The organism is Streptococcus mitis (assembly GCF_009496155.1).
In the GTDB taxonomy this organism is placed as follows: domain Bacteria; phylum Bacillota; class Bacilli; order Lactobacillales; family Streptococcaceae; genus Streptococcus; species Streptococcus mitis_BQ.
Genome location: NZ_WIJP01000002.1, coordinates 166,165 through 181,564, shown reverse-complemented (window position 1 = coordinate 181,564; position 15,400 = coordinate 166,165). Strand labels below are relative to the sequence as shown.

At 38.3% G+C, this 15,400-nt stretch carries 14 protein-coding genes; 6 read left to right on the top strand and 8 right to left on the bottom strand.

Annotated elements, in window-relative coordinates; translation table 11 throughout:
• Positions 1-54: 54 nt before the first annotated feature.
• The 5 genes from GEZ84_RS02055 to GEZ84_RS02035 all read right to left on the bottom strand — a co-directional run bounded on the left by GEZ84_RS02055 (position 55) and on the right by GEZ84_RS02035 (position 6,253).
• Positions 55-1,002: a DUF4097 family beta strand repeat-containing protein gene (locus GEZ84_RS02055; RefSeq protein WP_153223202.1), complete on the bottom strand. Its 948-nt coding sequence runs from the start codon at positions 1,000-1,002 to the stop codon at positions 55-57.
• Complete coding sequence (locus GEZ84_RS02050; RefSeq protein WP_153223200.1) at positions 995-1,588, bottom strand: DUF1700 domain-containing protein; 594 nt, start codon at positions 1,586-1,588, stop codon at positions 995-997. The genes GEZ84_RS02055 and GEZ84_RS02050 overlap by 8 nt, the downstream gene beginning before the upstream one ends.
• Positions 1,575-1,901 carry a PadR family transcriptional regulator gene (locus GEZ84_RS02045; RefSeq protein ID WP_000273858.1) on the bottom strand — a complete coding sequence of 109 codons (327 nt, stop codon included), beginning with the start codon at positions 1,899-1,901 and terminating at the stop codon, positions 1,575-1,577. Before GEZ84_RS02045 ends, GEZ84_RS02050 begins: the two co-directional genes overlap by 14 nt.
• 158 nt (positions 1,902-2,059) lie before the next feature.
• Positions 2,060-4,882: a DUF2971 domain-containing protein gene (locus GEZ84_RS02040; protein WP_153223198.1), complete on the bottom strand. Its 2,823-nt coding sequence runs from the start codon at positions 4,880-4,882 to the stop codon at positions 2,060-2,062.
• Positions 4,883-5,086: 204 nt separating this feature from the next.
• Entirely contained in the window at positions 5,087-6,253 is a 1,167-nt protein-coding gene (locus GEZ84_RS02035; protein ID WP_153223196.1) for a CynX/NimT family MFS transporter, read from the bottom strand.
• Between the two features lie 154 nt (positions 6,254-6,407).
• On the opposite strand from GEZ84_RS02035, the gene GEZ84_RS02030 reads away from it, so the two are divergent.
• A complete protein-coding gene (locus tag GEZ84_RS02030) occupies positions 6,408-7,238 on the top strand; it encodes a glycosyltransferase (RefSeq protein WP_319946404.1) in 831 nt (276 codons plus the stop codon).
• Positions 7,239-7,323: 85 nt separating this feature from the next.
• Complete coding sequence (locus tag GEZ84_RS02025; protein WP_153223194.1) at positions 7,324-9,174, top strand: polysaccharide biosynthesis protein; 1,851 nt, start codon at positions 7,324-7,326, stop codon at positions 9,172-9,174.
• A 117-nt stretch (positions 9,175-9,291) separates the two neighbouring features.
• On the opposite strand, the gene GEZ84_RS02020 is transcribed toward GEZ84_RS02025, so the two are convergent.
• From GEZ84_RS02020 to sdaAB, 3 genes are read right to left on the bottom strand one after another with little or no spacing between them, the layout of a single operon-like run.
• Positions 9,292-9,924, bottom strand: coding sequence for an HAD family hydrolase (locus GEZ84_RS02020; protein ID WP_153223192.1), 633 nt, complete (start codon positions 9,922-9,924; stop codon positions 9,292-9,294).
• Between the two features lie 21 nt (positions 9,925-9,945).
• Positions 9,946-10,818 (bottom strand): L-serine ammonia-lyase, iron-sulfur-dependent, subunit alpha, encoded by an 873-nt coding sequence (sdaAA, locus tag GEZ84_RS02015; RefSeq protein ID WP_153223190.1) that lies wholly within the window; start codon positions 10,816-10,818, stop codon positions 9,946-9,948.
• 8 nt (positions 10,819-10,826) lie between these two features.
• Positions 10,827-11,498, bottom strand: a complete 672-nt coding sequence (gene sdaAB, locus GEZ84_RS02010; protein ID WP_000838912.1) for an L-serine ammonia-lyase, iron-sulfur-dependent subunit beta — start codon at positions 11,496-11,498, stop codon at positions 10,827-10,829.
• A gap of 240 nt (positions 11,499-11,738) precedes the next feature.
• Here sdaAB and GEZ84_RS02005 point away from each other — a divergent pair, with 240 nt between their 5' ends.
• The 4 genes from GEZ84_RS02005 to GEZ84_RS01990 all read left to right on the top strand — a co-directional run bounded on the left by GEZ84_RS02005 (position 11,739) and on the right by GEZ84_RS01990 (position 15,259).
• The gene (locus GEZ84_RS02005) at positions 11,739-12,386 is read left to right on the top strand and encodes a LysM peptidoglycan-binding domain-containing protein (protein ID WP_153223188.1); all 648 of its coding nucleotides are present in this window, start codon (positions 11,739-11,741) and stop codon (positions 12,384-12,386) included.
• A gap of 137 nt (positions 12,387-12,523) precedes the next feature.
• Entirely contained in the window at positions 12,524-13,381 is an 858-nt protein-coding gene (locus tag GEZ84_RS02000) for a helix-turn-helix domain-containing protein (protein ID WP_153223185.1), read from the top strand.
• A gap of 531 nt (positions 13,382-13,912) precedes the next feature.
• On the top strand, positions 13,913-14,482 hold the full coding sequence (locus GEZ84_RS01995; protein WP_153223183.1) for a streptococcin A-M57: 570 nt from the start codon (positions 13,913-13,915) through the stop codon (positions 14,480-14,482).
• Positions 14,483-14,671: 189 nt separating this feature from the next.
• Positions 14,672-15,259, top strand: a complete 588-nt coding sequence (locus GEZ84_RS01990; protein WP_153223181.1) for a hypothetical protein — start codon at positions 14,672-14,674, stop codon at positions 15,257-15,259.
• Positions 15,260-15,400 lie beyond the last annotated feature (141 nt).

The following is a 15,400-nucleotide window of genomic DNA, read 5'->3' as shown; positions in this document are numbered from 1 at the left end:
AACCTCCTTTTTGGTTGTTTTTTTATTTTACATTAGCAGATGTAAGCGCTTTTGTCAACGATTTCTAGAAGAAGACTCGTGTTCCTCTGATTTGAGTAGATAGATATCCTGTTCTGCTCTTGCCATGAGTTGATCTTTTGCATCTGCTTTTTCTGTTTTATAAGGATTGCTTAATCGTTCATCTTTGTTTTCTTTGTTTTTAAACGAACGTCTTCCTTCTCTTAAAAAATGAAGAATAGAACCATGTTTTGTTGAAAGATCTAAGTTGATTCTTTGTTTTTCTTCTTCGGAAAGTAGCAGTTGTAGGTCTGTTTTCGCCATCAATTCCACCTTACCGTGTACTTGGATGTTTTCAGCGTGGAAGTGATTTTCTGTTGACTCTAGCTGACTATCTGTCAGTTCTGTGCTAAAGATATTGATGATATTTGGTGTTGTGAGTTTACTGTTTTTGATACGACTTCCTTCAATTCGGAGGAGATAGCCATTTGTACTGAGAGTTGCATTTTCAAGACTAGCATTTATGATGGTGGTTTGTCCACGATTGGCTGACACGTTGATCCCTTTTAGACTTCTTCCTTTTGGAACTTGGAGAATAACTTCTTCAAAACGACGAGAGTAACCACTTGCGATATGGAGAATCCCGCCAATTCCAGAAGAGAGAAATGGACTTTCAGACAGTTTCTTATCAGTGAGGCTCAGAGTTTTATCGTTTTGATTTGTTATAAGATCATGGTGAGCAGAAATAGATGGATGATAAGAAATGTGGATTTGATCATCTAAAGAGTCTGTGATGGTGAGCGCGTGTTGGTGGAGAGTAATCTCTAGGTTTTCGACTTCCTTGCCAAATGTCAGCTCTTCCATCCGACTATCATAGACAGGCTCCTTGGACATGGCAAGTAGGCTCTTGATCCCGTCAGATTGGATACCTACAAAGAGCAGGATAAATCCGATAATAGTAGTCACCACACCAAAAATGAGAAATCCTTTTGTCCATTTACGCATGCTGGTTACCTCTCTTTCCTTTTTTAAGAATAAATTGCACCAGGCGAACAATGAGTAGGCCGAAGAAGCGGGCTACATAGGAAATACCTAGTAAGACTAGTGAAGAAGCACCGATAGCCAGTAAACCAGAACCGAAAATCAAGATAAAGGCTGATTTAGCTTGGGCTAAGACAGTAAAACTTTCAACTAAAAATAGGAATCCGCCGATGATACCTAGTATGGAAACCGCAAAGAAAGCCAGAATGACAGTCAAAGCAGCCACAAGGATTCCGAACAGAGCCACGAGGATGGCGATTCCCAGAGGAATGCCGATGGGTGCTGCAAGGAGGGCTAATAAGGCGATATGCAAAATTTGTCGGTTATTCTTTTGAGCGGGTGCCTCATTGATTTTTTTATCGAGGAGATTTGATAGAACTTCGTGGGCTGCTTCCTTAGGAGTTCCTAAGCTAGCGGTAAGTTCTTCTTCTCCCTCGACTCCAGCATCGTCAAAGAGTTCCCTGAAATAGTCCATAGCTTCGATGCGGTCAGCCTGAGGCAGTTTTTTGAGATAGAGTTCTAGCTGAGTCAGGTATTCAGTTCTTGTCATGGCGGATACTCCCTTCTATGATGCCATTAATGGTGTCTGTATAGAGTGCCCATTCATCTTTTAGGGTCACGAGCTGTTCTATACCACCATTTGTCAAGGAGTAGTATTTGCGCATGCGACCCTGGAACTCTCTAGAATAGGTTGTCAGAAAGCTATTGCCTTCCAATTTTTTTAGGATAGGATAGAGTGTAGATTCTTTGATATTAGCGATCAGCTTAATGGTTTGGCTAATCTCATAACCATAAGAATCATCCTGCTCCAGTACGGCCAAGATGAGAAATTCAATCAAGGCAGAGGATGTTGGAAAGTACATGGGGAACCTCCTTTTCTAATGTGTAAGATTTTTATATATAATTTTTCTACACATACATTGTACATCTAAAAGAAAGCCCTGTCAAGCGAAATGTGTAAAATTTTTATATATAAAAAACTTCTAGGCAAAACTAGAAGTTTAGAGGATTTTATCAGCCTTTATCTAAATTTTATCGTAGATTTCTTATAGTTAATTTCCTTATCCAAAAGTTTCAATAAAGGAGTAACGTATTCAGGATTTGGAAACTTAGGACCGAAAATGACTTCATCGATTTGGATTGAATTTTCACGTTCTACATAAAGTCTGCCTATCCCAGAGGTTTTATCAATTTTAATTTTATCATTACTTGGGTCTAGATTAGCATAGCGTAAGATACGCAGTTCATTCTCATATTTGTAATCGACAGATTTAAACAAGTAACGAATTTCTTCGATACAACTGGAGATAGCTTCTTTATAAAAATCATCATTATCATTCACTCTCTCATACAGTTTTTGTTTTAAATTATTTACAGACTCTTTTAATTTTGTGATTTCATTGCCATCAAAGAGTTCTGTTTTTTCTAGTTCAAAGTTTTCACCTGTATTTTTAACATAGGCTATTCTATAGAGATAATCAATATTCCCTTTAGCTACCGTATCTTTTTTTTCAGGTTGGTGCTGTATTTCTTCAATCCTAGCAGAAAAAGTTTGCTCCTTTTTCTTGGTTTCGTTTGCTGAGATTTTTAAATCACTATCTAGGTACGATATGGTGGAATCCATTTGATTCATAGTCTCTAGGGGAATAGCTTCTTTACGCCATGAAAGATCATTGAAAGATGTAAATCTTGAAAAATCATCTTCCCGAAGTACAAGACAAACACCCTGAGCATCATCTCCGTATTGGGACCACATAGTCAAGTCATCTATTTTACTGGTGAAGCTCATTAAAAACCATGGACTAGGATCTAAAATGTTTCGCTTTTCGAAGTAGGATGTTATCTCCTCATCTTTGCTAGGTTTCAACATTTCTTCGATAACTAACCCTTCCTCAGGGTCGTTCATATAATTGGCATTATACAAGCGAGTTTTTCCAGATACGGAGAATTTTGTATTATCTGTATTTTCTGTATCTTGATCTAATAAAATTTGGAGAGTTTCTCCTTTGGTATAATGACCAAATTTAAGATTCAAATTTTTATCTTTTACTTTCAAGCCAAGTTGATATTTGATTTCTTGGACGGCTCTATAGATATCTATTAACTGATTGAGCTTATTCTCATCATCTTTATAGTGTTTTATCCAATCCTTTAAAATATCGTATTTTGTATTTATAACAAGGTCAAGATTTAAAGCCCGAATTAATAATTTTCTGTCAAAACTATCATTGGAATAAAAACATAGTTTATCTAAAATTTTTGTGAGACTAGTGAATGGAATATCATTTGTATCTAATGGGGTATCAGGATTATTTTCAAATATTTTTACTACAATTTCAAATATTTTAACACTAGAGAGATTTGTTAAGATAGCTAATATTTGTTTAACTGTATTGCCTACTTCATCTCTTTCATTTTGAAGTTTTGCTAGATTAAATAAAACCATAGCATATCGTAAAGCAATGTCTTCAGAATGCTGGAAGAGTTCAAAAATTTGTTTGATTGAATTAGTGGTATTTCTCCTCTCTTCTACATTTATTTGTTTAGTTGACAAATTGACTAAAACCATACCATAATATAAAGCAATATCTTTAGACTCATTGAACTTTTTGTATATATTTTGAATTTGCTGAGTGGTTTTAGCAATTTCTTTAGATTTAGTCTGTTCAGCCGACAAATTTACCAAAGTCTTAGCATATTGTAAAGCAATATCTTCAGACTGTTTAAACTGCTCAAAAATTTGTTTGACTGAATTAGTAGTATGGTCTAGTTCTTTTATATTTACTTGTTCGACCGACAAATTGAACAAAACATTAGCATATCGTAAAGCAATGCCTTCAGACTGTTTAAACTGCTCAAAAATTTGTTTGATTGAATTAGCAGTGTTTAGTAATTCCTCAACATTTACTTGTTTAGTTGATAAATTGACCAGAGCCATGGTATATTGTAAAGCAATGTCTTCAGAATGCTGGAAGAGTTCAAAAATTTGTTTGACTGAATTAGCAGTGTTTAGTAATTCCTCAACATTTACTTGTTTAGTTGATAAATTGACCAGAGCTATGGTATATTGTAAAGCAATGTCTTCAGAATGCTGAAAGAGTTCAAAAATTTGTTTGACTGAATTAGCAGTGTTTAGTAATTCCTCAACATTTACTTGTTTAGCTGACAAACTGACCAGAGTTATAGCATATTGTAATGTAATGGCTTCAGAATGCTGGAAGAGCTCAAAAATTTGTTTGACTGAATTGGCAGTGTTTAGTAGTTCCTCAACATTTACTTGTTTAGCTGACAGACTGACCAGAGTTATAGCATATTGTAATGTAATGGTTTCAGAATGCTGGAAGAGCTCAAAAATTTGTTTGATTGAATTAGCGGTGTTTAGTAGTTCCTCAACAATTTCTTGTTTAGCTGACAAATTCACTAAAGCCATAGCATAAAGTAAAGCAATGTTTTCAGAATGTTGGAAGAACTCAAAAATTTGTTTGATTGAATTAGCGGTGTTTAGTAGTTCCTCAACAATTTCTTGTTTAGCTGACAAATTCACTAAGGCTATAGCATATTGTAAAGCGATGTCTCCAGATTGATTGAACTGCTCAAAAATTTGTTTGACTGAATTAGCAGTATTCCCTCTCTCTTCCACATTTACTTGTTCAACTGATAAATTGACCAAAATCCTAGCATAGAGCAAAGCAATGTTTTCTGATTTAGGATATTGTTCATAAATTATTCTTGCTTTTTCTGCTAAATCTTCACAGGCAGTCTTATCTATCCCCGTTGCTGATAAGTCAAAGAGCTTATCTAACTCTGCTAAACTTTCCTCCAAAATGTATTTCTGTTCATCCATTCTACGTACCTCGCTTAAAATAGTAGATATATTAGAAACTAATTTATTTTTTGTATGACAATTAGTTTATATACATCTTATTATATCAAAGATACTATCTTTCTGCTAACAGATGGATGGTGATTTTTGTTGATATAAGTACTAAAAAAAGCCAAATAGAGTCTGGCTTTGCATTATTTATATCTGAGAAGTATTTTAGAATAATTAAAGAATTTTATCAGCTCTGTCCACTGTAAAGAGGGCCACAGTCATCAGGATATCAACGAGCAAGAGGGCAGCTACAGCTGGTACCCAAGAGTGGAAAAGGTCAAAACTGTAACCAAAGAGGGTTGGCCCAAAGGCTGCTAGGATATAGCCTCCTGTTTGAGATAAACCAGACAATTGGGCTGTCTTTTCAGGGGCGCTTGTCTTGAGTGAAAAGTTGACCATGAGATAGGGGAAGAGGGCGCTGGTTGCAGTTCCGATGAGAAGATGGCTGGCAAGCCAGTAAAAGAAATTGCTAACTGGGAAAAAGAGCATGGAAATGCCGACCACGCCAGCTAGTGAAACCAGAGTGAGCATGAGCTGACGGTTGCGAGTAGACAAGCTGGTTGTCAGGCTTGGGATGGTCATTGAAAAAGGAATACTAATCAGAGAGAAGATAGAGGTAAGCAAGCCCGCTTCGTGACTGGATAGGCCTGCATGGATGGCCATGGTAGGTAACCAAGTCATAGCAGTGTAAAAGAGCAAGGATTGAAAACCTGCAAAGACAATAACTGCCCAGACCTGTTTATTACGCATAACCTTTGTTTGACTTTTTTGTTTGGCTTGTGGAGCCAGTCTGTGATTATAGCGGTGATTTGGGAGCCAGACCAAAAAAGTTGCTAGACAGAGCAGGGTGAGGAGGATGATAAGTCCTTTCCAAGAACTGGCTTGTGTAATAGGTACAGCCAGATAGGAAGCCAGAGCCGTTGCAATCCCCATAGAGGTTACATATAAGGTGGTCAGAAAACCAATTTTCTTTGGTTGATTAGCTTGGATAAGACTAGGAAGCAGAACATTGATGACTGCGATACTTGCCCCAACCATCAAGGTTCCTAGATAGAGCAGGGGCAGATTGATTAGTCGAATCAGAGAGCCAATGGTTAAGAAGAAGAGGCTGTAGGTAAAGAGATGCTCCAAGCCAATTTTCTGAGCTAGTCGGGTAGAAAAGAGTGAGAAGAGGGTAAACATGAGGAGAGGAAGGCTGGTCAAGACACCAAGTGAACTAACTTCTACTCCTAGCCCTTGCGAAATATCTCCCAAAATAATGGGTAAAACAGTAAAAGGAGTCCGCAAGGAAACACCAATCAGGATAATCCCTGGAACAAAAAAGATTGATTGCTTTTTCATATAATACCTCTTCTAGCTGATTTTAATAACAGCTTATTTTAAGGCTTTTTTCCTATAATGTCAAGTAAGGTTTCTGGCTTTCAAGATAAAAATAGGAAAGTCTTGAAAATTATGATAAAATAGTGGAAGGAAATCTATATATTGGAGAAAAACTGTGCTTGAAAAGCAAAAAATCAGCGTCTTGATGTCGGTCTATATCAAGGAAAATCCGACATTTTTGAGAGATGCCATCAAAAGTATTCAAAACCAGACCTTAAAACCGAGTGAGCTTGTTCTCGTAGAGGATGGGCCTTTGACTCCTGAGCTCTATCAGGTATTAGACCAGCTTGAAGCTGAGTCTGATATTCCAGTGAAACGCTATCCCCTTGAGCAGAATCAAGGTTTGGGTTTGGCTCTTCGATACGGTGTTTTACAGTGTCAGTACGATATTATTGCCCGTATGGATACGGATGATATAGCTGTTCCAGATCGTTTTGAGAAACAAGTTCAGTTAATGGAGAAGGACAACCTCGACCTATTAGGTGGCCATATTGCAGAATTTATTGATAATCCTGATGAGATTGTTTCTTACCGTCGTGTTCCGACTCAACATGCAGATATTGTGGCTTATCAAAGGATGAGAAGTGCCTTTAATCACATGACTGTCATGTTCAAGAAGGATATGGTTCTCAAGGCAGGCAACTATGAGGATGGCCTTTATATGGAGGATGACCTCCTCTGGCTCAATATGATTGCTGCAGGAGCTAAGACTGGCAACCTCGATCAAGTCTTGTGTCAGGTTCGTGTCGGAGCAGGGATGTTTGAGCGTCGTGGGGGACTGCGTTACCTCAAACTCTATCGTCAGGCTCGTCAGCGCATGCTGAAGAGAGGACAAATTTCTTACATGGAATACGCCAAGAGTGTTGCGATTCAGATGGTTGTTGCCCTTTGTCCAGGATTTATCAGACAGTTTATTTTTATGAAACTGTTACGAAAAAGCAAGTAAAAGATTGCAGCAAAGCGTAAACTAGAGAAAAAGTGTTATAATAACAATATAACTATCCCGCTCTTTTAAGGAGGAGTAAATTTCTATGAATAAAAAACTCACAGATTATGTGATTGATCTGGTGGAAATTTTAAATAAACAACAAAAGCAGGTTTTCTGGGGAATATTTGATATTTTGAGTATGGTGGTTTCCATCATTGTATCTTATATCTTATTCTACGGCTTGATTAATCCAGCACCTGTTGACTACATTATCTATACGAGTTTGGCCTTCTTGTTCTATCAATTGATGATTGCATTTTGGGGGTTGAACGCTAGTATTAGTCGTTACAGCAAGATTACGGATTTCATGAAAATCTTTTTTGGTGTGACTGCAAGCAGTATCCTGTCATATAGTATCTGCTATGCCTTCTTGCCACTCTTCTCCATCCGTTTTATTGTGCTCTTTATCTTGTTGAGTACCTTCTTGATTTTATTGCCACGGATTACTTGGCAGCTAATCTACTCTAAACGCAAAAAAGGTAGTGGTGATGGAGAACATCGTCGGACTTTCTTGATTGGTGCTGGTGATGGTGGTGCCCTCTTTATGAACAGTTACCAACACCCAACCAGTGATTTGGAACTTGTTGGTATTTTGGATAAGGATGAAAAGAAAAAGGGTCAAAAACTTGGTGGTATCCCTGTTTTGGGCTCTTATGACAATCTGCCTGAATTAGCCAAACGCCACCAAATCGAGCGTGTGATCGTTGCGATTCCGTCGCTTAATCCGTCAGAATATGAGCGTATCTTGCAGATGTGTAATAAACTGGGTGTCAAATGTTACAAGATGCCTAAGGTTGAAACTGTTGTTCAGGGCCTTCACCAAGCAGGTGGAGGATTCCAGAAGATTGATATCACAGACCTTTTGGGCCGCCAGGAAATTCGTCTTGACGAATCGCGTCTGGGTACAGAACTTACTGGAAAAACGATCTTGGTTACAGGCGCTGGAGGCTCAATCGGTTCTGAAATCTGTCGCCAAGTTAGTCGCTTCAATCCTGAACGCATCGTCTTGCTCGGTCATGGGGAAAATTCAATCTACCTTGTTTATCATGAATTGATTCGTAAGTTCCAAGGTATTGATTATGTACCAGTTATTGCCGATATTCAAGACTATGACCGCTTGTTGCAAGTTTTTGAACAGTACAAGCCAGCTATTGTTTATCATGCGGCTGCCCACAAGCACGTTCCTATGATGGAGCGCAATCCAAAAGAAGCCTTCAAAAACAATATTCGCGGAACCTACAATGTTGCTAGAGCTGTTGATGAAGCCAAAGTACCTAAGATGGTTATGATTTCGACAGATAAGGCGGTTAATCCACCAAATGTTATGGGAGCAACCAAGCGCGTGGCTGAGTTGATTGTCACTGGTTTTAACCAACGTAGCCAATCAACCTACTGTGCAGTTCGTTTTGGGAATGTTCTTGGTAGCCGTGGTAGTGTGATTCCAGTCTTTGAACGCCAGATTGCTGAAGGCGGGCCTGTAACGGTGACAGATTTCCGCATGACCCGTTACTTTATGACCATTCCAGAAGCTAGCCGTTTGGTTATCCATGCTGGTGCTTATGCCAAAGATGGGGAAGTCTTTATCCTTGATATGGGCAAACCAGTCAAGATTTATGACTTGGCTAAGAAAATGGTCCTTCTAAGTGGACACACCGAAAGCGAAATTCCAATCGATGAAGTTGGAATCCGTCCAGGCGAAAAACTCTACGAAGAACTCTTGGTTTCGACCGAATTGGTTGATAACCAGGTTATGGATAAGATTTTCGTTGGTAAGGTTAATGTCATGCCTTTAGAAGCAATCGACCAAAAAATTGAAGAGTTCAGAACTCTCAGTGGAGATGAGTTGAAGCAAGCCATTATCGCCTTTGCCAATCAAACAACCCACGTTGAATAAAAAATCTTTACAATCAAAAAACGCATATTATCAGGACTTGAAACCTTGGTAATATGCGTTTTGTTATGTAGAAGCTTGCCTCATTTTCTTCTGAAATGGAGTTTTGCCCAGTCTATATTATTGAAAATACTCCAAAACCTCTAAGGGTTTGTGGGCGATATAATCAGGTTGATAGTCTAGTAGATCTGCTTGCTCCCCAAATCCCCAAGTGACGGCTAATTTCTGAATGCCTGTTTCTTGAGCTCCCAGCATATCAAACTTGGTATCTCCGATGATAATGGCTTGTTCTGGTGCTAGTTGATGTGTTTGCAAGGCTTGGCGAATGACATCTGCCTTATGGGGTGCTTCAGGGCTAGAACCATAAATGCCATCAAAGAAATGATAGATTCCCAAGTTTTGAGTCATGTCTTGGGCGGTTGGAGTATTTTTTGTCGTGGTGATGTAGAGTGGATAATTACTAGACAACACCTCAAGCAAGTCTACAATCTGAGGAAAGAGTTGAGCTTCATAGATGCCTTTTTCCTTGTAGTAGGAACGGTATATCTGCACAGCTTCAGAGATTTGTTCTTTGGGCAGGCAGGTCGCAAAACTACTTTCGAGGGGCGGTCCCATAAAACCACGAATGGTTTTGGCATCAGGACTAGGCACCCCCAGCTCCTTAAAGGTATGGGTAAAGGCATTGTGAATCCCGATAGAACTGTCAACGAGGGTTCCATCCAGATCGAAAAAGATAGCTGTGATAGAGGTCATGGTTTCTCCTATTTGATAAACTTATTCTCCGAAAATTTCTTTTTGGAGGCGACGACCAGTAGGGGTGGCAGCGAGTCCACCTTCCGCTGTTTCACGAAAGGCAGTTGGCATGTTTGCTCCTACTTGGTACATGGCATCGATAACCTCATCCACAGGGATTTTAGATTCGATACCTGCCAAAGCCATATCTGCTGCGATGAAGGCAAAGCTAGCTCCCATGGCATTGCGTTTGACACAGGGAACTTCGACCAAGCCTGCAACAGGGTCACAGATGAGGCCTAGCATATTTTTAATGACAAAGGCAATAGCTTGACTGGCTTGGTAGGGTGTTCCACCCGCAGCTAGAGTCAAGGCGGCAGCACTCATAGCAGAGGCAGAGCCGACTTCGGCTTGGCACCCACCCTCAGCACCTGAGATAGAGGCATTGTTTGCGATGACTAGTCCAAAGGCACCCGCTGCAAAGAGGAAATCCAGCTGTTGCTCGTGGCTGAGGTCTAACTTTTCAATCGCAGCAGTGAGAACGGAAGGGAGACAGCCAGCACTTCCTGCGGTCGGAGTGGCACAGACCAAGCCCATTTTAGCATTGTGTTCATTGACTGCGATAGCATTTCGGGCAGCAGAGAGAATCGTGTAATCTGACAAAGTTTTTCCGTTTTTGATGTAGTGATCCAATTTGGCAGCATCTCCACCTGTCAGGCCACTACGAGATTTATTTTCATTGAGGCCGAGTTGGACAGAGGCTTTCATGACTTCCAGATTGCGTTCCATGAGAAGGAGGACTTCTTCACGTTCGCGACCTGTCAATTCAAACTCTGTTGTAATCATAAGTTCTGCGACATTTCCTTGAAAGTCCAGATCTGCTTGCTCGACCAATTCTTTGATAGAATAAAACATGCTTCCTCCTATTTAAAGAAATTGACATTGTGGAGATGAGGGATTTTTCGAATTTCTTCGATGGCTTCATCACAATTGCGACTGTCAACTTCGATAATCATAATGGCTTTTTCACCAGCTTTTTCACGAGTAACATTCATCTGGGCGATATTGATACCATAGCGGGAAAGTGCCTCTGTTACGAGGGCAATCATACCTGGAATATCTTGATGAACAATGATGATAGTCGGTGTATTCATATTGAGAGAGACGGCAAAGCCATTGAGTTCGGTGACCTGAATATTTCCTCCACCGATTGAAATACCCGTCACACTGATGGTCTTGTGAGCATTTTTGACGGTAATTTTAGTGGTGTTGGGGTGAGGGGCATTGCTGTCTTTCTGAATGGTCCAGACAATCTTGATGCCACGCTTGTGTGCAATTTCCAGACTGTTTGGGATTTCAGGATCATCTGTATCCATGCCCAAAATACCTGCAACAAGGGCTAGGTCTGTTCCGTGACCTCGATAGGTCTTGGCAAATGAGTTAAAAAGTTGGAATTCGACTTCTGTCGGAGTATCATCAAAAATGGAAGAGACAATCTTCCCAATACGCACAGCACCAGCGGTATGACTACTAGATGGGCCAATCATAACTGGTCCGATGATATCAAAGACAGATTGAAAACGAAGTGATTTCATCAGTTTCCCCTTATAAAAATTCTTATCTCTATTATATCAAAGAATGAGGGTCTTGACTTTAATTGCGGATGAAAACCTTTTTAATGCCAAAAACAGCATAAAATAGCGACTTTTATGACAAAAAATAGCTTGTTTGGAGAAATAAAAAATAATTTTGTAATATTTCTACATAAAAGTGTCAAGAAACGGTAATATTTAAAGGGTATGATAGAACTATAGAAAGAAGGAGAATTTTCAAATATGAAATCAACAACTAAAAAGATTAAAACAACTCTTGCAGGAGTAGCTGCCTTGTTTGCAGTATTTGCTCCATCATTTGTATCTGCTCAAGAATCATCAACTTACACTGTTAAAGAGGGTGATACACTTTCAGAAATCGCTGAAACTCACAACACAACTGTTGAGAAATTGGCAGAAAACAACCACATTGACAACATTCATTTGATTTATGTTGGTCAAGAGTTGGTTATCGATGGCCCTGTAGCGCCTGCTGCAACACCAGCGCCAACTACTTATGCAGCACCAGCTGTCCAAGATGAAACTGTTTCAGCCACAGTGGCAGAAACTACAGAGGTAGAGGAAGAAACTCCAGTAACAAGCGAAGCAGTAGCAGAAGAAACAGTTGCTTCAACAGAAGTTTCAGCACCAGCTACAACTGTAAGCGGATCTGAAGCAGAAGCTAAAGAATGGATTGCTCAAAAAGAATCAGGCGGTAGCTACACAGCTACAAACGGACGTTACATCGGACGTTACCAATTGACAGATTCATACTTGAACGGTGACTACTCAGCTGAAAACCAAGAACGTGTAGCAGATGCCTATGTTGCAGGACGTTACGGTTCATGGACAGCCGCTAAAAACTTCTGGCTTAACAACGGCTGGTATTAAGAAATAGAAAAAGAGCCTTTGATGGCTCTTTTTTCTTTCCTTTTTAGAATCCTATTCACACTGTGTAGCCAATATGACATAATCTTCTCAAAAAAGTAGTATAATGTTTTTATAGAATATAAATAGTGGTGGTTAGCATGCATGCATTATTAGCAACAAGATTAAAAAATAAGCGAAAAGAGCTGGGCTGGTCGCAAAAAGAATTGGCAGAAGGAATTTGCCAACAAACTCAGATAAGTCGAATGGAACAAGGAAAATATATGCCAGGAGCAGATTTGTTATATAAATTATCTGAAAAAATGGGCTTAAATATGGACTATTTCTTTTCAGGAGAAATTTCGAAAGAGTTTCTAGGCTTGTCTGCTTTCAAGAGATTGTCTGAAACATTATTGGAAAATCAAGATTATGCCTCTTTGAAATATGCTTTTGAGGGAGAGAGAAAGCAACAGACTTCTTTATCTTTTGATGAAAAGATTTATCTGGACTGGATAGATGCCATTCTAACTTATCAATGTGAACATCAATTAAAACTAGCTATTTCAAAAATAGAGGATATCCTCAGTAGGATTAGTATTGATAAAGTGGATTACTTATATATTTTGAATACCCTGCTGATTTTCTTAGGCTATGATGAGGATAAGGAGAAATTTGAGCAACTATATGAACAGGTTTCCGTAGCTCTTTCAAAAATCGATACCAGTGTACGTGAACAAATTGAGTTGTATATCAAAATAAAATACAATTATTGTTACCACCTTTGGAAACAGGAGGAGATGGACAAGTCCAGAGCGCTATTATTGGAGATGATTGAATTTTGTAACAAGTATCATAGTAGCTTTAGACTAGCAGATTTATATTGTTTGTTGGGAAATGTAACAGAAAATCTTGATATCTCTGTTGCTAAGGACTATTATATGAAAGCTAAGGTGCTCTATCTAATTGAAAATAATGAAGTTATGGCACTCAAGGTAGAACAATATCTGATGGATAAGTAGTCAGAGAATGTATGAGGCTGGGGAAAAAGTCTTTAAAAGCAAAAAATGCATAATATCAGGTTTTGAAAAAACTGATACTATGCGTTTTATTATGGGGATATTTACTTCATTTTATCCTGAAACTGAGTTTTTGACCATCTTCTTCATACACAAAATATAACCATAATTCTTTTTTTAAAAAATATATGATTTTTCACTTTAATTACTTGACAGTTTATATATGTTGATTTATAATATAGGTGAAAGAAGGTGGCAAGATGGGAAAATTAAAATTCGAATATTTGAAAGCGCTATCTCTGTTGCTTGTTGTGCTAATTCTACTGAGTAATAGTCGAAGTTTTATTAGTACTACTCTAGTTGTTCAAGGTATTGATACAGGAGCGTACTATTCTCCCAGTTAAGAGTACGTTCGTTGTTTAAAATGAAATGAGATAGAAGGAAGGCGAGTCCAATGAGCTATAAGGTTTATTGTTTTATTTATTAAAAATTGAAGGATAGTTGTTTTTTGTAAGCTTAAATAGGAGAAGTAAAATGACTCATAAATTAATTAAAGTAAGTATGGTTTTCATTATGATATTTGGATTGCTCTTCTCTGTCGGAAATAGCATTTATGCGTCTGAAACAGCAACAAGACAAACTGCTGTCTTGAGCGAACAAGAGCAGACAGAACAGGCGATTGAAAGCTTGAAATTCTATTTAGAGGAAGCTGGACATGTTGATTTGGCTACAAAGAGATACGTTGTAACTGATTTCTATGCTCTAAAAGCAAGGGCAGAACTACCAGGAGATATTGGCTTAGAAGGGAAGTTTATTTTTGAAAATTATGTATTGCCAAGTATGACTCGTGATTTAGGAGCATATGCGGCTTGTGTAGTCATAAATTCCGTACCATTTGGTGGAATTATATGGGATGCACTGCAAGGTAGAAATATGATAGAACTATTAACAAATGCTTTGGTATCTCAAAATTATGGAGAAGCGGTTAATATAATAAAAGGTATTGCTAAATCTGTATTAAAACCATCTCAATTAGCTAAATTTAATGTAGCTGTTGTTGTAGCAGGAGTAGCATTAAATGCTATCTCTTGTTGGGGAACTTAGTTCGATATAGTAGGAAAAGTATTTTATAGTAGATTGAACTAGGAAGATACAACGTAATTAAGATATTCGTATTGCTTTTTAGCTATTCTCTAAAAAGCAATACGTCTTGTTCTAATTTCAATATACTATGATATAAGTTATCCCTACCCTATCTTGGTTAGATTAAGTCGTGAATCAGGAGGTTAAGTGATGAACTACAATGTAAAATATCTCTTATCAGGAATATTTATTATAGTCTTTATAGGTTTTCTAGTCTGGATGCGTTATTTTAATCAGAAGAAGGAAGAAGCGCATTCGGATGTGTCTTTTGAAGCGAGGTTAGATAGTGAGGTCAAGACCTTATATAAACAACTAGGATTGGGTGAGGAACCTAACTATTTCTTAGCTTATCGCTACTTACACCCTTGGTTTAATCTAGCGATTTTACCACCAACAGTTGAAATTTTCTTAACTAAAATAGCGCTGGTGATGGTAACTCCAGATGAACTACTGATAAGAAATCTTGGAAATGGGATGACTTTCACAAATGAGCATCATCACGATTTGCGGCAAGGACTTATCCGCATTCCAAAATCAGAGATGAAAGAATTTGAGATTCGCAACTGGAAAAGAGTTTTTATATTTGGCGATTTTTTGACAATTAAAACAAGCCAACATAGCTATTATTTACAGGTTAGAGATGATGGACTTCAAAAAGGAAGTCTTTCTACCAAACATTTCTCCGACTTGAAACGACAAGATTTTCTAGGATTATTGACAGATAATCGAACATTCTGATAGACAATTGCCTAAAAAACAAATCTCCGAACGTTCAAACATTCAAAAACCACACAGTGTTTCTTTCAACTTGATTGTATTCAAGATTGGAATGACAGTGTGGTTTTATTTAGAAGTTAGTTTTAGCTAGCCTCGTCTCTT